At 37.1% G+C, this 20,035-nt stretch carries 20 protein-coding genes; 12 read left to right on the top strand and 8 right to left on the bottom strand.

Annotated features, from left to right (window positions below; all coding sequences use genetic code 11):
- Nucleotides 1–8: 8 nt before the first annotated feature.
- Nucleotides 9–455, top strand: coding sequence for a DDE-type integrase/transposase/recombinase (locus METEV_RS02210; protein ID WP_049890883.1), 447 nt, complete (start codon nucleotides 9–11; stop codon nucleotides 453–455).
- A 110-nt stretch (nucleotides 456–565) separates the two neighbouring features.
- Here the strand turns inward: METEV_RS02210 and tnpB are convergent, their stop codons facing one another.
- The gene (tnpB, locus tag METEV_RS02205; protein WP_049891239.1) at nucleotides 566–1,693 is read right to left on the bottom strand and encodes an IS200/IS605 family element RNA-guided endonuclease TnpB; all 1,128 of its coding nucleotides are present in this window, start codon (nucleotides 1,691–1,693) and stop codon (nucleotides 566–568) included.
- A gap of 242 nt (nucleotides 1,694–1,935) precedes the next feature.
- Nucleotides 1,936–2,226 (bottom strand): hypothetical protein, encoded by a 291-nt coding sequence (locus METEV_RS02200; protein ID WP_049890881.1) that lies wholly within the window; start codon nucleotides 2,224–2,226, stop codon nucleotides 1,936–1,938.
- 192 nt (nucleotides 2,227–2,418) lie between these two features.
- On the opposite strand from METEV_RS02200, the gene METEV_RS02195 reads away from it, so the two are divergent.
- Nucleotides 2,419–3,300: a damage-control phosphatase ARMT1 family protein gene (locus METEV_RS02195; RefSeq protein ID WP_013193925.1), complete on the top strand. Its 882-nt coding sequence runs from the start codon at nucleotides 2,419–2,421 to the stop codon at nucleotides 3,298–3,300.
- A gap of 17 nt (nucleotides 3,301–3,317) precedes the next feature.
- Complete coding sequence (locus tag METEV_RS02190) at nucleotides 3,318–3,509, top strand: CooT family nickel-binding protein (RefSeq protein WP_013193924.1); 192 nt, start codon at nucleotides 3,318–3,320, stop codon at nucleotides 3,507–3,509.
- 17 nt (nucleotides 3,510–3,526) lie between these two features.
- Here METEV_RS02190 and METEV_RS02185 read toward each other — a convergent pair whose 3' ends face one another.
- On the bottom strand, nucleotides 3,527–5,731 hold the full coding sequence (locus METEV_RS02185) for an amino acid permease (protein ID WP_049890880.1): 2,205 nt from the start codon (nucleotides 5,729–5,731) through the stop codon (nucleotides 3,527–3,529).
- A 246-nt stretch (nucleotides 5,732–5,977) separates the two neighbouring features.
- Between METEV_RS02185 and METEV_RS02180 the strand changes: the two genes are divergently transcribed.
- From METEV_RS02180 to METEV_RS02160, 5 genes are all read left to right on the top strand, one after another.
- Nucleotides 5,978–6,994, top strand: coding sequence for a type II glyceraldehyde-3-phosphate dehydrogenase (locus tag METEV_RS02180; RefSeq protein ID WP_013193922.1), 1,017 nt, complete (start codon nucleotides 5,978–5,980; stop codon nucleotides 6,992–6,994).
- Between the two features lie 11 nt (nucleotides 6,995–7,005).
- Nucleotides 7,006–7,812 carry a bifunctional fructose-bisphosphatase/inositol-phosphate phosphatase gene (locus tag METEV_RS02175; RefSeq protein ID WP_013193921.1) on the top strand — a complete coding sequence of 269 codons (807 nt, stop codon included), beginning with the start codon at nucleotides 7,006–7,008 and terminating at the stop codon, nucleotides 7,810–7,812.
- A gap of 1 nt (nucleotide 7,813) precedes the next feature.
- Complete coding sequence (locus METEV_RS02170; RefSeq protein ID WP_013193920.1) at nucleotides 7,814–8,656, top strand: NAD(+)/NADH kinase; 843 nt, start codon at nucleotides 7,814–7,816, stop codon at nucleotides 8,654–8,656.
- Nucleotides 8,657–8,662: 6 nt separating this feature from the next.
- Nucleotides 8,663–9,436, top strand: coding sequence for a nickel pincer cofactor biosynthesis protein LarB (larB, locus tag METEV_RS02165; protein ID WP_013193919.1), 774 nt, complete (start codon nucleotides 8,663–8,665; stop codon nucleotides 9,434–9,436).
- A gap of 93 nt (nucleotides 9,437–9,529) precedes the next feature.
- Nucleotides 9,530–10,714: a homocitrate synthase family protein gene (locus METEV_RS02160; protein ID WP_013193918.1), complete on the top strand. Its 1,185-nt coding sequence runs from the start codon at nucleotides 9,530–9,532 to the stop codon at nucleotides 10,712–10,714.
- 18 nt (nucleotides 10,715–10,732) lie between these two features.
- Here METEV_RS02160 and METEV_RS02155 read toward each other — a convergent pair whose 3' ends face one another.
- The 5 genes from METEV_RS02155 to METEV_RS02135 form a co-directional block, all read right to left on the bottom strand.
- Nucleotides 10,733–11,269 carry a TIGR00288 family NYN domain-containing protein gene (locus METEV_RS02155; protein ID WP_013193917.1) on the bottom strand — a complete coding sequence of 179 codons (537 nt, stop codon included), beginning with the start codon at nucleotides 11,267–11,269 and terminating at the stop codon, nucleotides 10,733–10,735.
- A gap of 71 nt (nucleotides 11,270–11,340) precedes the next feature.
- Nucleotides 11,341–11,748, bottom strand: coding sequence for a hypothetical protein (locus METEV_RS02150; RefSeq protein ID WP_013193916.1), 408 nt, complete (start codon nucleotides 11,746–11,748; stop codon nucleotides 11,341–11,343).
- A 2-nt stretch (nucleotides 11,749–11,750) separates the two neighbouring features.
- The gene (locus tag METEV_RS02145) at nucleotides 11,751–12,650 is read right to left on the bottom strand and encodes a rhomboid family intramembrane serine protease (protein WP_013193915.1); all 900 of its coding nucleotides are present in this window, start codon (nucleotides 12,648–12,650) and stop codon (nucleotides 11,751–11,753) included.
- 119 nt (nucleotides 12,651–12,769) lie between these two features.
- A complete protein-coding gene (locus METEV_RS02140) occupies nucleotides 12,770–13,972 on the bottom strand; it encodes an RNA-guided endonuclease InsQ/TnpB family protein (protein WP_013193914.1) in 1,203 nt (400 codons plus the stop codon).
- Between the two features lie 12 nt (nucleotides 13,973–13,984).
- Nucleotides 13,985–14,572, bottom strand: coding sequence for an IS607 family transposase (locus tag METEV_RS02135; protein ID WP_013193913.1), 588 nt, complete (start codon nucleotides 14,570–14,572; stop codon nucleotides 13,985–13,987).
- 273 nt (nucleotides 14,573–14,845) lie between these two features.
- On the opposite strand from METEV_RS02135, the gene cdhA reads away from it, so the two are divergent.
- The 4 genes from cdhA to METEV_RS02115 are packed head-to-tail and all read left to right on the top strand — an operon-like array spanning nucleotide 14,846 to nucleotide 19,980.
- Entirely contained in the window at nucleotides 14,846–17,251 is a 2,406-nt protein-coding gene (gene cdhA, locus METEV_RS02130) for a CO dehydrogenase/acetyl-CoA synthase complex subunit alpha (RefSeq protein ID WP_013193912.1), read from the top strand.
- Between the two features lie 3 nt (nucleotides 17,252–17,254).
- Nucleotides 17,255–17,770, top strand: a complete 516-nt coding sequence (gene cdhB / locus METEV_RS02125; protein WP_013193911.1) for a CO dehydrogenase/acetyl-CoA synthase complex subunit epsilon — start codon at nucleotides 17,255–17,257, stop codon at nucleotides 17,768–17,770.
- A 22-nt stretch (nucleotides 17,771–17,792) separates the two neighbouring features.
- Nucleotides 17,793–19,202 carry a CO dehydrogenase/CO-methylating acetyl-CoA synthase complex subunit beta gene (gene cdhC, locus METEV_RS02120; RefSeq protein ID WP_013193910.1) on the top strand — a complete coding sequence of 470 codons (1,410 nt, stop codon included), beginning with the start codon at nucleotides 17,793–17,795 and terminating at the stop codon, nucleotides 19,200–19,202.
- A 25-nt stretch (nucleotides 19,203–19,227) separates the two neighbouring features.
- A complete protein-coding gene (locus METEV_RS02115; protein WP_013193909.1) occupies nucleotides 19,228–19,980 on the top strand; it encodes an ATP-binding protein in 753 nt (250 codons plus the stop codon).
- Nucleotides 19,981–20,035 lie beyond the last annotated feature (55 nt).

Raw genomic sequence — 20,035 nt, 5'->3', positions numbered from 1 at the left:
CCATAGTAGTGGATGAGACTAAAGTACAGCTTGGCAGTGAGTACTGGTACCTATACGCGGCTGTAAACCCCGATTCTAAAAAGATAATTTATGCCAGAATCTATCCTACAAGGAACTACCTGACTACGAAATCTTTCTTTAAGGATTTAAAGAAAATGTACGGAGAACTGCCTCAGATGGCAGTTGTGGATGGTGGACCTTGGTACAAAGCTCTGGAAAGACTCGATATTAAGAGGGTTGTAATATCCGGTGATATCAGGAATTATATCGAAAGATGGTTTAAATTATTCAAAAGAAGGGTCAAGGTGTTCGATAAATACTTCCCACATAAACAGGAATTCGTTCAGCATATCAATAACTGGATCGATATGTACATCGCGTATCATAATTATATCAGAAAACATCAATCCCTAAATCTATATACTCCTTATCAATGGGAAATATGCATTAACTGAACAGTACCTTTTTTGAGTGAGAAATTAGTGAACTACCACTTGGCTAAAGACCAAGTGGCTTCCTGTTTCATCCTTTTCCCTTATGGGAACAAGTCCACAGGCTCTACCCCTCATCCCGAAGGTGAATTGATGCCTATTAGATTCTGTTTATCCAGTGCGAATTTTTTAATGTTAACTGATGCGTTGATGTCCCTATCATGTATCGTTTTACAGTCAGGACATTCCCATTCTCTGTCTTTAAGTTCTAAATCCTGATGATAATATCCACATACATGACAGATTTTGCTTGATGGGTCGAATCGTCCTATCTTGATAATATTTTTACCGTACCATTCTGCTTTATACTCTAATTTCTGAACAAAACTACCCCATGAAGCATCAGTTATATGCTGTGCCAGATTATGATTTTTCAGCAGTCCTTTTACATTCAAAGTTTCCAATGCTACAGCTTGGTTCTCGCTTATCAGTTTATTACTTAATTTATGCTGGAAATCTTCTCTCTGATTAGCAATTTTCTCATGATATTTTGCTATCTGATGTTTCAGTTTCCTGTAATTGTTAGAACCCTTCTTTTTTCTGCTGAGCCTTTTCTGTAATACCTTCAATCTTTCAATTGAATTTTTCAGGTATCTTGGATTATCGATTTTTTCACCATCGGATGTTACAGCGAAATCCTTGATTCCTACATCGACTCCTACTGTATTAACTTCGTAGAATGTCTGTTTTTGTGGTAATTGTTTGTCGTCATCGACTAAAATACTGATATAATATTTTCCTGTCGGTGTTCTTGTTATAGTCGCAGTCCTTTGTTTACCATCAAAACTTCTATGCAGCCTGGTTTTTATCCAGCCGATTTTAGGTATGTATACTTTATTATTACCAAAATCGACTTTATAATACTGAGGAACAGAAAACGATTGTACTGGGTTTTTCTTGGATTTAAACTTTGGAAAACCTGATTTTTCTCTGAAAAACTTGGTAAAAGCATTTTCCAGGTTAAGAGTAGCTCCCTGTAATGATTGAGAGTTGATCTCTTTCAACCATTCATGATCTTGTTTTAATACCCTTATCTGTTTGTTCAATTCAAATCTTGATATTGCTTTACCATCCTGCTCATAAGATTTGATTTTGTTCTCCAATGCCCAGTTGTATATGAACCTACAAGCTCCTATATGTTTTGCGATTAACTCCTGTTGGATTTGGTTTGGATACATACGATACTTGTAAGCTTTTAACATACCATAATTATTATGATTTAACATTATTTATATGTTAAGTTATATATTGGACGGTATTCAGCCCTGATGCTGAAGACATCAGGGTTTTCTACCTTCCATTATTATAAATTAAATATATCCTTTTCTAATCGAGTATCCAATTTCTAACTGCTGTTTATTTGGATATTGGGATTGTTGATGGAATTGGATTTATCATAGATTATTATATTCTGTTCATTGCGCATACTGGAAAAATCGCCTCTTTACATAACAGCAAATGGTTTAAAACCGTTATCTTTTGCTACATCAAAGATAGTACATCCACTAAACCCGACTGTTTTACTGGTAGCATCCGAATATCCAGTTACTATTATTGAATGACCTGCTTCTGTATAAGGGTGGGGAGCTGATATGTTAAGAACACGTGCGGATTTGTTAAATATAAAAGAAAAATTTTTTAATACTGGTTTTCTGATTTCAACCCCGTCTATTTTTTCAGGTGTCATTTCAGGGTATATATAGGATGAGCCCAACCCGTCGATTATAAGAATCACTGCACCATCTGGATTATTTACAGGATTTACTTCAATATGAGATGTGGCAGTTGAAGGTACAGCCTATATAACAGGAATAAATGATATTGTAAAAACCATCAGAATAATTGTCCTGTGTCTTATAATACTGTTTAATACTCTCATAACAATATCTAAAAAAATTAATCATTTAAAAAATAGAAGGATACAAACATGAAGATTAACCCAAGATGTGCACATTGTTTGCTTACAAGAGTGCATTATGAGGCAAGATTATCAACAGATGATGAACAGTTGTTGCATAAAGCAGTTATGACAGGCATTGATGAACTTAATAGAACCTATAAGCCAGGTAAACCTGCTGGTGAAATTTCAACAGCTGTACATCAGAAAGTTTATGAAGTTCTTGGTGATGAAGATCCCTACCTTGAATTGAAGAAATTGAGCAACAAAACAGCAGAAGATATATTTCCGGTTGCACAAAAAAGAGTTTATGAAGATGATGTAAGTGATAAAGAGCTGTTTAGAAGAAGCGTTCTTGCATCAGTAATAGGAAACACTTTTGATTTTGGGGTAGTGGGTTTTGATGTGGCTCCAGAAATATTTGATGAAACATTCAAACAGACATTTGAAAATGGTCTGGATGTTGATGATACATCATCGATGTTTGAAATGCTTGATAATGTAGTTTACGTTGCAGATAATTGTGGTGAAATACTACTCGATACAATAGTATTTGATATAATTAAAAAATTGGGTGGAAAAATCACACTGGTTGTCAGGGGTGCACCTATACTAAATGATGCAACACTGGATGATGTATATGATTACGGAATTGATAAAAAAGTAGACCGTTTGCTTACAACAGGTTCAAATGCAATAGGTGTAAATTTTGAGGAAGCACCGAATGAACTTTTTGAAGCATTTGATAATGCATCCCTTATTATAAGTAAGGGAATGGCAAACTATGAGACACTTTCAGAATATAATCTGGGTCCAATTGCTTATTTGCTAAAGACAAAATGTGAAAGTGTGGCATCGGATTTGGGTCTTGATACTGGATGTACAATTGCAAAACTGGTAAACGAACAATAATTAAAAGGTGAATATACATGTGTGAACTCAACGCAGTGCTTGAAACTGGTAATGAACGACAAGTTATTATGGAATCTGTAACCAGAATGGTCAACAACGATGGTGATATAGAACTTACAGGTATCTTTGGGGATAAAAAAACCATAAAAGGAACTATAAAAGAAGTTGATTTTTCAAAGGGAGAAACTATTATTACCCAAAACAGTTGAAAAATGTACAGAAATTATCACCTCAACATTTTAAACAACTTTTTTTTCAAAAATTTCAATCTGCAGTAATATGGTATTTTCTCCTTTGTAATAGGTCTGTACCTTTTTACAATCATAACTGGTCTATCACAATCCTGAGCAATGTTCTGTGAGAGTGTACCAAGAAGAGCTTTACTAAACCTCTGGCTTGAATCTCCAATAACCAGTAGGTCGCTCTTCTTTGCTGATTCAATGATAGCTTCCTTTGTATGGTAACTTTCATTTATTTCATAGTTAAATTCAAGCTCATCATCCTGTGCTGTCTCTTTTATCATTTCAATTTCTCTGTTTTTCTGATATACTTCAAGGTCAGGATTGATTACACGGACGAGTTTAATTTTGGCACCGGTACGTTTTGCAAACTGTTTTACAAGGTACAGAGCATATCTGGTATTTTCCTTGTTATTGTATGCCACTGTTATACTGTTGATTTTACTTGGTAATTTACCTTTTAAAACTGCAATATCTTTTCGTGCACAGGACAATACCTTTTCAGCGATATCTCCTATAAAACTGTACCCTTCGTGCCAACCAATAACGATAAGGTCTACATTTTCAATTCTTCCCTGCTCTATTATGGAGTTGGATACATCATGGTCGAAGGCTACTATATATTGGTGTTCACAACCTTCCATTACAGAGCATCGTCTAAATTGGTTTTCCAGTAAACTGTCAATCTCTGGTTTATGTTCATGATATTCATCTCGGGCAGCCTGTAAGCTTGTTTGGTTTGGGACTTTTCTTACATGCAATCCGAGGATATCATCACCTATATTCTCCGATAGGTAGACAAGGTCACTTTCATGTTCAGGGTTTGCTATTGGCACCAGTATTTTCATCCTTTTATGGTCTTTTGTAATTCTACTGGACTCAATCATATCCAAGAGGTTATATTTGGGGAGTGCTTTAGCTTTTCCGTAGGCATTGTACCAGATGATGCCTGCAATAATAACAGCTACTGCAAAAATGAAGGGTAAAACTCCTATAACCGGAAGTAATACAAGACTTCCAGCAATACCAAAAATCTGGGTGACAGGATAAAAAGGGTCTTTGAATGCAGGTTTATACCAGTTTACAGCACTCCTTCTAAGGATTATGGCTGACAGATTGACAAGAACAAACACCAGTATATTGAATGCACTTCCAAGTTTTGCCAGTTGTTCTACATTGAATATAAATAAAAGAATAACCATCAACAATCCAGTAATTACTATAGCTCTGTAGGGTGTGTTGTATTTTCCATGTATATGAATAAACCAATGTGGTACAAGGTCATCTCTACCCATTGCAAAAGGGAATCTTGAAGATGACATTATCGCGGCATTGGCTGTAGAAAGAGTTGCCAGTAGACCGGCGAGTATTATAATTATCTGTCCAGTGGGTCCCAGCATCACCTCTGCTACATCTACAAGCGGTGTTTCAGTATTCACAGCATCTTCAAACGGGAGAACACCATTAACCACTACCATTATACCTGTATAAAGTACTATCACAGTTGCAACTGATCCTATAAAGGCTCTTGGAAGGTTTTTTGAAGGGTCTTTTACTTCTTCAGAAATTGCAGCCAATTTTATGATACCAAGATATGATATAAAAATCAGTCCAGTGGTGGTGAATATGGAGCTATAACCGTATGGAACAACAGGATGATATTTGTTCGGGTCTATTATAAAAGCTCCTTTTATAATAAAAACGGAAAGTATGATAAACAGTATAATTACAATTACGTTTTGAAGAAACCCACTGCTTTTTGCACCTTTATAATTTATAAATAGCAGTAGAAGTCCGATTATTGTGGCTGTTATCAGTACTGGCGATGGGAAAAGGGTATAAAAATAATCACCAAATCCAACAAGTGCAAAGGAACCCTTGAATACAAGTCCTATCCAAGCTCCTATACCGATTATAGTGCCAAAAACTGCACCCATTGCCCTGCTCACAAAATAATAGCTTCCACCTGCACGGGGCATTCCAGTTGCAAGCTCTGCAGCACTGATGGCAGTAGCCATTGCTATCAACCCACCGAATATGAATGAAAGGATAGCAGCAGGTCCTGCTGCAGCAGTAGCCATACCCGGGAGTACAAAAATACCAGCACCTATCATGGTGCCTGTTCCGATTGCAAATGTGGAAAAAAATCCAAGATTTCTTCCTAATCTTTCGCTTGTCTCTATATCTGCCACGTAAAACCCCACATTGTGTTCAGAGAATGCGGATAGGTGCGGATTCTATATTTTTCTAGAACTTTAAATAAAGCTTTTTTGGAACTGAGGAAAAACTTAAGTGTAAATATTTCTGATAATCTTATATCTGCTCATAGATAACATGTCCTATTTTTAATCTGGTTTATGGGGCACAATTATAAGAGTGGGGAAAAGTTAAGTGTTTTAGAAATACTATTGAATCTAGAAATTAAAGAGGTTTCGATTATGGACAAAGTAAAAGTTGGAATTAACGGATACGGAACAATAGGTAAACGAGTGGCAGATGCAGTACATCAGCAGGAAGACATGGAACTTATAGGTATATCCAAAACAAAACCTAATTATGAAGCTGTAATGGCACAGAGAATGGGTTACAATGTTTATACACCATCAGATAAAACATCTAAAATGAAAGATGGCGGTATAAAAGTTGCTGGTACTGTTGAAGACATGGTTAACGAGGCAGATGTAATTGTAGATGCTACTCCCAAAGGTGTGGGGGAGAAGAATAAGGAACTTTATGAAAAAGCAGGAGTGAAAGCAATCTGGCAGGGTGGAGAAGACCACGAAGTTGCAGGTTTTTCATTCAACGCTGATTCCAATTATAATGAGGCAATAGGTCGTGATTACACACGTGTGGTTTCATGTAATACAACAGCTCTTTGTAGGCTAATATCCAATATAGATAGGGAATATGGTGTCAAAAAATGCAGGGTCACTTTGATTCGTAGAGCAGCTGACCCATCGGATATCAAGAAAGGTCCTATCAATTCAATTGTAGCAGACCCTGTAAAACTCCCATCTCATCATGGTCCTGATGTCCAATCAGTCATACCAAGTATTGATATCTCTACAATGGCTGTTAAAGTACCAAATACCATGATGCACATTCATACTGTTAATATGGAGTTGAAAAATGACTGTAGTGCAGACGACATCAAAAACCTGCTTGCAAAAAATCCAAGAATGCATTACCTTGAACCTGGTATAACCTCAACATCAGAAACTATGGAACTTGCAAGAGACCTCGGTCGTCCAAGAAATGATATGTGGGAAAACTGCATCTGGGAAGATTCCATCGATTTCTATGAAGGTGAACTCTATCTATTACAGGCAGTCCACCAAGAAGCGGATGTTGTTCCAGAAAATATTGATGCGATACGGGCTATGTGTGAACTTGAGAAGGATGCTGACAAATCCAAATCCAAAACAAATAAAGCAATGGGAATCGGAACCAAATAATTAGCATTATTATGGCTCCATATTTTTCTTTTTTTGACCTTTGTAATTATGCGGTTTCAGCAGTAGAAACTGCGGTTAAAGACCTTTTAGGCACTCAAAAAGCTTACGAAACTCTTTATACAGGTGCAGATGGGACGGATACAAAATTAATAGATGATGTCGCTGAAAGAGCGATAATAGAAGTGCTTAAAAAAGATGGTAGGTCGATGAGGATAATAAGTGAAGAAATGGGTGTAAAAATATTAGGTAACAATCCTGAATTTACAATTATCATAGACCCCATTGACGGAACTTATAACGCTTCATTTTGCATCCCTTTTTACAGTGTATCTATTGCAATCGGTAGTCCTGACCTTTCTTATATCTGGGCTGGATATGTAAAAAATATTTCAAGCAAAGACATATATTATGCAGAATCTGGTAAAGGAGCCTATTTAAATGGTAAACGTATATCACCATCCAAAAAGTCGGAATTGAATGAGTGCTGTGCCAGTGTTTATGGGTATCGTCTTCATGTGGAACGCACAGTTGATTTGTCCCGAAATATAAGAAGGATGAGAATTCTTGGCTGTGTGTCACTGGAAATCTGTTATGTAGCATCAGGGAGATTCGATGCATTTGTTGATGTAAGAGGATCTTTGAGATTGACAGATGTAGCCGCAGGGAAATTCATAGTGGATGAATCCGGTGGTAGAGTTACAGATGGTTTTGCGGACTCGATTGAATTACAGGATAATTCTATTTATCATGTATATATGATAGCTTCCAATGGGATTGTACATGACAAATTATTGAAACTTACCGGAGGAATAAATTAAATTGAAGATAAAAAAAATAGGGCTGGTTTCAAGACTGGACCATGAAGGTGCTCTTGAAATGACAAAGTCTATTATAGACGAATTTAGTTCTGTAGTAGAAATAGCAGTTTCGCCAAATACCGCAAAAGAGATTGGTATTGAAGATGATGTTATTAGAATAGAAGCAATCGAAGACATGCGTAATACCGGAGTTGAATTTCTAATAGTTGTTGGAGGTGACGGGACAGTTTTATTAACACTTTCCAGAATGTACGATCCGATACCTATATTGGGTATCAACATGGGTAAGGTGGGTTTTCTGGTCGATACAGAACCAGAGGAAGCACTTTCAACGATTGAAAAAGCGTTACATGGATTTACATACAATGAACAGATAAGGCTGGGAGTTAAGCTTAACGGTGATATACTTCCACCGGCAACCAACGAAATAGTGCTCATGACAGGTAGACCTGCAAAAATTCTTACCACCAAAGTAAAGATTGATGATTACGAACTTGAAGAGTTAAGGTCTGATGGTATAGTGTTTTCAACACCCACAGGGTCAACTGCCTATGCAATGAGTGCAGGAGGACCTATAATAGACCCACGTGTTAATGCAGCTTTGATTGTTCCACTTGCGCCCTTTAAATTGTCATCACGCCCATTGGTGGTACCTGCAGATTGCGTAATCAATGTTGAAACAACCATACCTGAAAAAGAAGCAATACTGGTTATTGATGGTCAGCATACTTATAAGATACATGAAAACCATGTAGTAACACTTACAAAAGCTGACCAACCAGCCCGTTTTGTAAAAAGTTCTATATACAGGTTCTACGATAAAATCCAGTACAAGCTCTGTTAACTAACCATGAAACTCGAAGATGTACTACTAAAAATACAAAATGGTGAAATGGATATAGATAGTGCTGCAAATGAAATACATTCCATGAGTTATACAGAAGTATCTGATTTTGCAAAAATTGATTCTCACCGTATGTGCAGAACAGGTATACCGGAAGCTGTGCTTGCAGAAGGTAAAGAACCAGATGACTTGGTTGAAATTGTCAAAAAACAGGTTGATTGTGCTGGCAGAGTACTTGTAACAAGAGTATCTGCTGAACAGATAGCCAAACTTCGGTCTAATTTTGAATCTGATAATATTGAGTGGAACGAAAGAGCAAATGCAGCAGTAATTAATAATGGTACACAATGTCCTGAAACAGGTGGTGTTGTGGGTATTCTGTCAGGAGGTACAACCGATGTGGGGGTTGCTGAAGAAGCAAACATAGTTGCTTCTGAAATGGGGTGCAAAACCATAACTGCTTATGATGTAGGAGTTGCAGGGATTCATAGATTGTTCCCCCAAATTTCAAGGCTTAAAGAAACAGGAGTTGACGCTGTGATTGTTGCTGCAGGCAGGGAAGGAACATTGCCTACAATTGTTTCAGGGCTTATAGATGTTCCTGTAATAGGACTTCCGGTGTCAACTGGTTATGGAGCAGGAGGATTGGGACAGGCGGCATTAATGTCAATGCTTCAGTCGTGTTCGGTAATCAGTGTAGTTAATATAGACGCTGGATTTGTTGCGGGTGCCTTTGCGGCACAGATTGCAAATAAAGTAGCTAAGGCACGTAATGGTTAATCTATAAAAAAATAGCAAATATTTTATGTTAAAATCACCACGTATTAATACATACTCTTCTTGTATGATTAATGATATACTGGGATGGATATCATGTCCAAAATCGAAGAAAACTCATATTCCGGAAATAAATTAATTGATGACCTTGATTTAAATCCGATTGATATCGAAATCTGTGATGTTACCTTAAGGGATGGAGAACAGACGCCAGGTGTTGTATTCACCAAGGAGGAGAAAATGAACATCTCTAACCAGCTTGATTCACTTGGTGTGGAAGTGATAGAAACTGGATTTCCGGTAGTTTCATCGGATGAAAAAGATACTGTTAAACAGATATCCAATATGGGGTTAAACGCTCGAACATGCTGTCTATCCCGGGCTTTGACCAGTGATGTAGATTCTGCACTTGACTGCAACGTGGATATGGTCAGTATATTTGTAGCCATGTCCGACCTTCATCTAATTCATAAGTATAACAAAAGCTGTGAAGAAATGATTTCATGTGCGCTGGATACTATTGAATATGCAAAAGACCACGGTCTTGAAGTGAGGTTTGCTGCAGAGGATGCAAGCAGAACAAATGTGGATACTCTTAAGAATGTATTTTTAAGAGCACAGGATTATGGAGTAGATTATGTAAGTCTGGCTGATACGGTCGGTGTACTCAACCCCAGTACAACTTACCATCTTGTAAATGAAATTAATAAATCAGTGGAAACACCGATTTGCATACATTGCCACAATGATTTGGGTATGGCGACTGCAAATACCCTGATGGCTGCAGAAGCCGGTGCCAAACAACTTCATACAACTGTAAACGGAATTGGTGAAAGGGCAGGTAATGCACCACTTGAAGAAGTGCTTATGGGTCTGCTGGTAGAATATAATATTGACCGATATGATACGACTGGTCTTACAGATTTATCCAGAATGGTTGAAGATTATGCAAACATCACACCACCAGTAAACAAAGCAATTGTTGGTAAAAATGCATTTACACATGAATCCGGAATTCATGTCATGGCAATACTGGAAAATCCCAGAACTTATGAACTTTTTAACCCGGAACTTGTTGGTGGAAAACGAAATCTGATAGTTGGCAAACACACAGGGATTAAAGCTCTTAAAGGTATTGTCAAAAGTATGGGTTATTCACTGGAACATGATGAACTGTGTGAGTTGAAGGAGAAAGTTAAAAACTGTACAGATATAAAACACGGAATCTCAAGAAACAAACTGGAAGAGATGATAAAAGACATCAAAACACATGGCATTTGAATAATGTATGCCATATAATTATTCACTTACTGGGTGTTTTTCATCATCCAGATTATTAGGATGTGTTAATTTCATCTCTTCAGTATTTAGCATTATGACATAATCTGCTGAATTTTTGAGTGCAGGTGAAAATCCCGGTTCAACTCCAAACAATATTGTCTCTTTTCCATGTTTATTTGCTTTATTTAAAAGTGGTTTAAAATCGGCATCACGTGTTACCAGGGTTATAGTATCAATATTAGGATTGCATACCATTTCCGTCCCCTCTACAGCAAGCCTTACGTCAACATCACTTGAGCATATTACAGGTTCAAATCCGTTGTTTTCAATGGCTTCTACCAGTTTTTCAGAAGCGTACTGGTTAAGAAAAACAAGCCCTATTTTCACATTACCATATTCTTTCAAAACATCTCTGATGGCTTCCAGATTAACGTTAAATTCTTTTCTGAGCACATTGGGTCCATCTACCAGAAGACCAATATTCCGTCTACCTGTTTCCTTTTTTGTACTGAGGTATTTGACAATAGAATTTAAGCCGCTTTTAACAGGTTTCATTGTTGCACTCCCACTACATCATAACTACCATAATTATCATTCCTTAATGACCGTTAATAAATGTAACACTATCAGAGTTTTTCTGCAAGACATTGCTTCTTGACACTATTGAACACAGTTTTTTTAACCAGTTTGAACTGGTTCATCATTTTTCTACCAACTTTTTTTCGTGTATAACGTATTTCTCCTCCATATTTTAGAAGTAGTTCCATGGTTTCTTCAAACTGTTTGCGTTCTTCATTTGACAGTTCAATAAGGCTTTCATGACCTGAAATCCAGTTATAAACCTTTAGCAGGTTTGTTTCACGGATACGTTTTAACCCTTCAATATTTGCTGCGTCTTCTAAATATAGAGTTCTTTTCTTTTTTGGAGACCATGCCGCAATTTTTTTCTGGAACTCTATAAACTGGACAGGAATTTCTTCTCCCTCTCTGGGTCTGGGGAAATATTTGGTAAGATGGCGTAAATCATCATCCATATTTACCACCTTCGTACATATTCATTCCTTGTACTGGTTCTATACACAGATATTGTTTTTTTTATCCAGAAACCCATGAGGATTCCCACGGCCATACCCATCAGATGGGCGCTGTGGGCTATCATATCCTGCGTATTTATTATAAAGAACAAGAACTCTATTCCTATAAGCAGGAGGATTGCATGTTTTATTCTCATCGGTATAAAGAATACAAAAATTGGAAGGTCTGGTACAAGTATCGCGAGTGAGGCGAATATACCTATAACAGCACCACTTGCACCAACCAGTGGGAATGGTGTGGTAGTAATCAACGCAAACCCAATTGATGCAATGATACCAGCCAGAAAGAAGACTGTTAAAAATCTCTGTTTGCCAAACCTTTTTTCGAATTCATTTCCAAAAAAGAACAATACAAACATGTTCAAAAACAGATGCGCAAAATTAGAATGCACAAAAATATGGGTGACAATTGTCCATGGTTTTACCAGTATCTGGGAAATATCAGCAGGGAGACCCAGCAAAGCAAAATAGTTTATTCCTATGACATTTGTTATTATCAGGTTTCCTATGATGTATGAAGCTACACAGATAATTATAATTGCCATAGTAGGGCTTGTGGTAGCCCATCTTTTGATTTTGTTCAAAAAACTAAAAGCTAAACCTTTGGAAGCCTGTTTTGCTGTTTCTTTAAACATATTTTTGAATATTCCTTCTGTGTCAAAATTAGAATAATTGCTACCATCACCAGGGCTTTTGGTGAAACCGTATTTTTTCTGGTGCTCAAGCCCTTCACAGGCATGTCTTTCTGGGAGTCTATGTTCTACACAGAAGGTTTTTCCACAGAATCTGCATCTGAACAGTGTTGAATCCTGTTTCCCACATATCCAGCAATTATTGCTCAAGTTATCCTCCATATATCCATCGTGTTATGTCTAATAAAATATTTTCTAATTTTTGTATGGCTTGCTTTAACGTCATTGTAATTGATAAACTTAATAACATTAGATAACTAATTTTATTATCAATTATATTCGTGAGATATGCTCACTGGGTGTAACGCTACACCCTCTATTCCCTTCATAGCTCCGGGAAATGCTTTTTTGAGTATGTTGTAAGCACCGTTTACATCGGCGTTGATCACTTTACCAGTATTCGATTTAAATAAACCTCTCATTATCCTTTTACCAAGATAAGAGGTTCTTTTTTCGACTGGTTCATCATCGAGGAACGAGCACTTTGACGTATAAGATTCTTCCTGAAACAATACTTTTATACCAGCATCTTCAGATTTGTATTCAATTTGCTTCTTCAACTTAAAGAATGGAATCTGTACAAAATTTTGATTATTCTTTTTACCAATATTACATTCTTGTTTCCATCCTTCATTGTAACCTACTATCAGAGTGCCGATGTTGTTTTCGATGCAATAGTTGATTATCTTTTTACTAACTTTATGGAAGAAATCGTTTATCTTGTTGTTTCTTTTTTGGTATATTTTTTCCAATCTTTTTGTTTCATCAAAACCTCTTTTGTCATAAAAAGATTTCCATTGAGATTTCTTTTTGTTGTAGTATTGATTTATGCTCTTAACCCCACCACCTTTAATAACAATTGGCTTTTCACCAATGTTATTTACCATGGTTATGATGTTGTTAATCCCTAAATCAATTGATGCTATATTATTTTCGTCTAATTTATTATGGATGATTTTTTGTTTATAGACTATTTCACATTTATAACCAACACCAAGAGGAACTATACGCACTTGTTGGATATTAGTATCCTCATTTAATCTTGTTTTGATTTTTAATCCCAGTTTTTTGGGAAACTTGAGATAATTGTTTTTTATTCCTCTGGTTAGTTGTTGTGATGTAAATATTAAAAGGAATTCTCCATCTTTTTTCTTATAATTTGGCGGTTTTGGTTTACCTTCGTACTTATGAGGATTGATTTTGTAGTCTTTTAACGAATTGAAAAACGATTTCCAATTTCTATCGACCATTTTTAGAGTCTGTTGAGCTGTTTGAGATGGTAGAATTGAATAATTTTCAGTTCCTTTCAGTTCTTCATTTACTTTTTCATATTTAGTATATCCATAACCATTGAGCCAATTCTGTCTAATTATGTAATTTGCTTGATTGTAGAGATTTTTGGATATGTGGCAAAGTCGTGAAAGTCTATCATCGTATTTTAAATGAATAGTTTCAGTTCTTGACACAATCATATTATACCACAATCATTCTTCTTTCTTTATTTCTATTGACTTTGCTCTTGTTTTGCTGTATAGCTTCATGGAATAACAATGTAGTAGAGATTTTATTTCACTGAACACTTCTTCATCATCCAATTTTTTACTTCCGATATCCGACACAACGATTATGTTGGTGCCGTATTTGGAAAACAAATGGTAAAACAATTCAAACCCAACTCTACTTAGTCTATCTTTATATGATATAATTACGTTTTCGACTTTATAGTTAGTAATTTCATCCAACATCTTAAAGAAATCTTTTCTCTTTTCAAACGAAATCCCTGAAGCTACATCCGAATAAACATGATTTACTTGATAACCCGAATTAAACGCCCATGTTTTAAGCATTTGCACTTGGTTTTCAAGGTCTTTTTTCTGTTTTGATGTTGAAACTCTGGCATATATCACAGTTTTTCTTTTCACATCCTTATTTAAGAAAGCATAAACAGATTCATCGTCATATTCATATTGTCCATTCGGGAGTGAAGTTCTTTTTATATAACCATTTTCTACATATCTATACAATGTTGGTCTTGTTATTCTCAACGTTTTTAAAACATCACCTGCTTTTATTTTACCACCTATCAGTAAAAAATGTTATTATAATTAATTATTTTTACGGTTAAAAATAACTATATGTATAACTCTTTGTTGTTAATAAGTGTTAATTTATCTAATATAATCATGACAAATTCAGGGAAACATTTATATATTCATCGGAACATTTAGGAACAAAGCCTTAAACAGTGATTTAGATTCGTGATATATTTATAGATTTTCACCTTTTCAAATACAATTTTTACAAACTGATACTTCGCTATCTCTAATCAGGAGGATAAACTACACATGAGCAACATAACTACAGGCAAATTTTCAATTGAAGACCTTGAAAATGTCCAGGTAACAATTGAGAATATTGTTGGTGCAATAGAAGAAGTGGAAGAAAAAGAAGAGGAGATGGGAGTAACTCCTAAACCCGGTATCTCATCACTTAGACACTGGGATTTTAATCTTCTTAACAGATACGAACCAATATACACACCAATGTGTGATCAGTGCTGCTACTGTACATTTGGTAAATGTGACTTGAGCGGCAATAAAGAGGGTGCATGTGGTATTGACATGAAAGCTCATCAAGCGCGTGAGTTTTTGCTTCGTGTGATAACAGGTGCATCAGCTCATACAGGTCATGGTAGGCATTTGCTTCATCATCTTATTGAAAAATACGGTCGGGACCATCCAATAGATGTAGGACCATCAAACCTCAAAACACCCGTAATGCAAACTGTAACCGGTTACAAGCCTGAAACACTCGGTGACCTTGAAAAAGTACTGGATTATGTAGAAGAACAGATAACCCAGCTTCTGGCTACTATTCATATGGGACAGGAAGGAGAAGCAATTGATTTTGAATCTAAAGCTCTTCATGGTGGTATGCTTGACCATGTAGGAATGGAAATCTCCGACATTGCCCAGATTTCCTGTCTTAAGATGCCCAAATCAGATGCAGAATCACCACTTGCTGAAATCGGAATGGGATGTATCGATTCATCGAAACCAATGCTTCTTACTATTGGACACAACGTTTCAGGTGTAACCAATATAATGGATTATATAGATGAGCAGAGTCTCTCAGATGATATAGAAATAGCTGGATTGTGCTGTACAGCAATTGATATGACTAGGTACAATACAGATGAAGGAGATGAGCCTAAAGCAAAGGTTATCGGTAGTCTGGCAAAAGAGTTGAAAATGATACGTTCAGGAGTACCTGATGTTATCGTTGTTGATGAACAATGTGTCAGGGCTGATATACTCAGGGAAGCTCAAAAACTTTCAATCCCTGTGATAAGTACTAATGACAAAATCATGTATGGTCTCAAAGACCGCTCTAGTGATGATGTAGATGATATACTGGAAGACCTAAAGTCTGGAATTGAGCCGGGTGCACTCATACTTGATTTTGATAAGCTCGGTGAACTTGCACCTCGTCTTGCTATGGACATGGCACCAATACGTGAAGAGAAAGGAATAAAATCCCTTCCAACAAGTGAAGAACTGCAAGAACTTACAGAAAGATGTGTTCACTGTAAAGAATGTGAACTTGTATGTCCCACCAATCTTTCTATCAGTGACGCAATGAGCGCTGCAGAGACAGGAGATTTTGCACCATTTGAAGAACTTCATGATAAGTGTATAGGTTGTGGACGATGTGAACAGGTGTGTCCCAAAGATATACCGGTTCTAAACGTTATTGAAAAATCCGCTCAAAGAGTAATACGTGAGGAAAAAGGGACATTGAGAGCAGGAAGAGGACAGGTTAGTGACCCTGAAATACGGGAAGAAGGAGTAAACCTTGTACTTGGAACGACACCAGGTATCATTGCGCTGGTAGGCTGTTCTAACTATCCTGAAGGTACAAAAGACCTTTACAGGATTGCAGATGAGATGCTTAAAAGAAACTACATTGTAGTGGTATCTGGATGTTCTGCAATGGATCTTGGCATGTACAGGAATGAAGATGGCAACACTCTGTATGAGGAGTATCCTGGAAAATTCATCAAAGGAAATCTTTTGAATGTAGGTTCATGTGTATCCAACTCACACATAACCGGAACAGCAATTAAAGTTGCATCAATATTTGCTCAAAGAAATGTAACAGGTAATTTCGAAGAAATCGCTGATTACATCCTGAACCGAGTGGGTGCAGTAGGTGTTGCATGGGGAGCATATTCACAGAAAGCATCTTCAATTGCTACAGGATGCAACAGATTCGGAATACCTGTGATAGTAGGACCGCACGGTTCTAAATATAGAAGAGCACTTATCGGTAAACCGTACGAGAAAGATAAATGGACGGTTTATGATGCAAGAAATGGTGAAGAACTTCCGATACCATCCTCACCAGAATTCCTACTAAGTACTGTTGAATCAGTTGAAGAACTGATGCCGATTCTTGCCAAAAATTGTATGCGACCAAGCGATAACAATATGGGTCGTATGATTAAACTTACAAACTACATTGAACTGAGCGAGAAATATCTGGGTGTTATGCCAGAGGACTGGTATCAGTTTGTTAGAACTGAAACCGATCTTCCGCTTACAAAACGTGGAGACCTGCTAAAGAAACTGGAATCTGAACACGGCTGGGAAATTGACTGGAAGAAAAAGAAAATAATTTCTGGTCCAAGCATGAAGTTTGATGTTTCAGCACAGCCGACTAATGTTAAAAGACTCTGCAAAGAGGCGTAATTTATGGTTGATGCAATTAAAAACACACGTGTGTACACTACATGGGGCACAAAAAACGCAAAGCCTGTACAGCCAAAAGTAGCAGCCAAAACTATCTCCAAAGCAAAACGACCGCTGATGATTGTAGGTGCTGAACTGCTTAAAAATAAAGAAGTACTTGATCGTGCAGTCACAATAGCAAAAACAGCTGGAATACCGGTGGCTGCCACCGGTCACTCCATCAAGGAACTTGTTGATAAAGGTGTTAACGCCAAATATATCAATATCCATTCACTGGGATTGTATCTCTGTGACCCTAACTGGGGAGGGCTTGATGGAAATGGTTGCTATGATATGGCAATTATACTGGGGCACAAAAAGTATTATATAAATCAGGTATTATCTGGTCTCAAAAACTTCACAAATCTCAAGACAATATCCATTGATAAACATTATTTGCAAAATGCTACAATGTCGTTTGGTAATCTGAATGATGAAAAACATATTGAAGCACTGGATGAATTAATAGAGAACCTGTAATCCACAAAGAGGAGAATAAAACATGGCAGAATTCCCACTTGAAATATCTCCGATGTTTGAAGGAGAAAGGATTAGAAAGAACGATATGTATGTAGAGCTCGCCGGTCCAAAATCAAAAGGTTTTGAACTGGTTAGAGCAACTGATTCAGATGAAATAGAAGATGGTAAATTCACCCTGATAGGACCTGATATTTCTGAAATGGAAGAGGGTTCAAGGTATCCTTTTGCAATGCTTTATAAAATAGGGGGCGAACTTGTAGAGCCAGACCTTGAGGCTATTGTAGAACGCCGCAATCACGATTTTTATAATTACATGCAGGGTGTAATGCATCTCAACCAGAGATATGATATCTGGGTCAGACTCAGCAAAGATGCTGTTAATAAAGGTTTAAACTCCTTTGAACAGATGGCAGCAGCCATGATGTCGCTATTTAAGAATGAACTTTCATTTATTGAGAAAATTGAAGCGGTATACATCACAGACCCTGAAGAAATAGATAAAGAACTTGAAAATGCAATGGAGATTTACAAGGAACGTGATGAAAGAACAGCAAATCTCCATGAAGAAGATGTGGACACTTTCTATGGATGCACTCTATGCCAGTCATTTGCACCATCAAATGTGTGTGTTATAACTCCTGATAGAATTGCCCTATGTGGGGCTATAAACTGGTTTGATGGTAGGGCAGCAGCAAAAGTAGACCCAGAAGGTCCACAATTCCCTATTGAAAAAGGTGAAGTTATTGATGAAGTAGGAGGGGAATATTCAGGAGTCAACGAGGCTGCAAAATCACTTTCAGGTGGAGAATTTGACCGTATTAAACTTCATTCATTCTTTGAGTACCCACATACATCCTGTGGATGTTTTGAAGTAGTAGGGTTCTACATCCCTGAAGTAGATGGTATTGGATGGGTAGATAGAGATTTCACTGGCAATGCACCAAACGGTCTTCCTTTCTCTACAATGGCAGGACAGACCGGTGGAGGTAAACAGGTAGTAGGTTTCCTTGGTATTGGTATAAACTATTTCCGTTCACCAAAATTCTTGCAGGCTGATGGTGGATGGGACAGAGTTGTATGGATGCCAAGCCACCTCAAAGAGAAAGTTGTCGATTATATACCAGAGGATGTTGTTAATAAAATACCAACAGAACAAGATGTTGGTGACATCAGTGAACTGGAAACCTATCTCAAAGAAACTGAACATCCAGTAATTGAAAGATGGTCTGAGGAAGAAGAGGAAGAAACTGAAGCGGAAGAAGAACAATCAGGACAACCAGAATCCGCTCCATCTCAGTATATGACCCAGATGCCGGCTTCCATGCCAAGTGCACCTTCATGGACGCCAAGCGCATCAAGTGGTGGGGTTAAAGTAACCCTCAAAAATGCCAAGGTTTCAATCGACCGGATTATTGTGAAGAATAAGGAATAAATTTAGATACCAAGCGGGGAATTTTGTGACCAGAATTATTGCGGTAACAGGTAAAGGCGGTACAGGGAAAACTGCCATAACCGCCATGCTTATGCGTCATCTTGTAAAAGATGACAATCTTGTACTGGCGGTTGATGCAGACCCTGATACCAACCTCCCTGATGCTCTTGGATGTGAAATAGATCATACACTTGGTGAGATGAGGGAATTTATGCTCAATGAAAGAGATAATTTCCCTCCAGATAGTAATAAAGAATCTGTACTGGAATCCAAGGTATATGAGGCTATAAACGAAATGGATGACTATGACCTGCTGGTCATGGGTCGTCCAGAAGGACCCGGTTGTTATTGTTATGTAAATAATCTTCTTCGGGGAATAATGACAAGACTTGTTACAAATTATGATGCTGTTATAATTGATACTGAAGCCGGTCTTGAGCATTTCAGCCGCAAATTAATCCCTGAAATCGATGACCTGATTGTTGTAACAGATGGCTCCAAGAGAGGTATGCAGACGGGTGAGCGTATACGTCAACTGGTTGGTGAACTTGAGACAAAAGTCAAAAATGTATATGTTGTTGCCAATAAGGTTACAGAAAGCAATCGTGAACTGATTGAGCAAAACGCAAAAGATTTGGATTTGAGATTGCTCGGTGCAGTACCTGTCGATAAAATCATTGAAGAAAGGGATTTAAAAGGGCTTCCTTTGTTTGATTTACCTGATGAATCGGTTGCTATAAAAGAGATAAATAATATAGCAAACGATTTGAATCTATAAGTTGTATCAATTTTATATACAAATTATCTTTTTAATTTGTGCTTTAACCTATTAT

It is taken from the genome of Methanohalobium evestigatum Z-7303 (assembly GCF_000196655.1).
Classification (GTDB): Archaea; Halobacteriota; Methanosarcinia; order Methanosarcinales; family Methanosarcinaceae; genus Methanohalobium; species Methanohalobium evestigatum.
The sequence above is the reverse complement of the archived record's forward strand: the minus strand, read 5'-3'. Positions and strand labels throughout refer to the sequence as shown.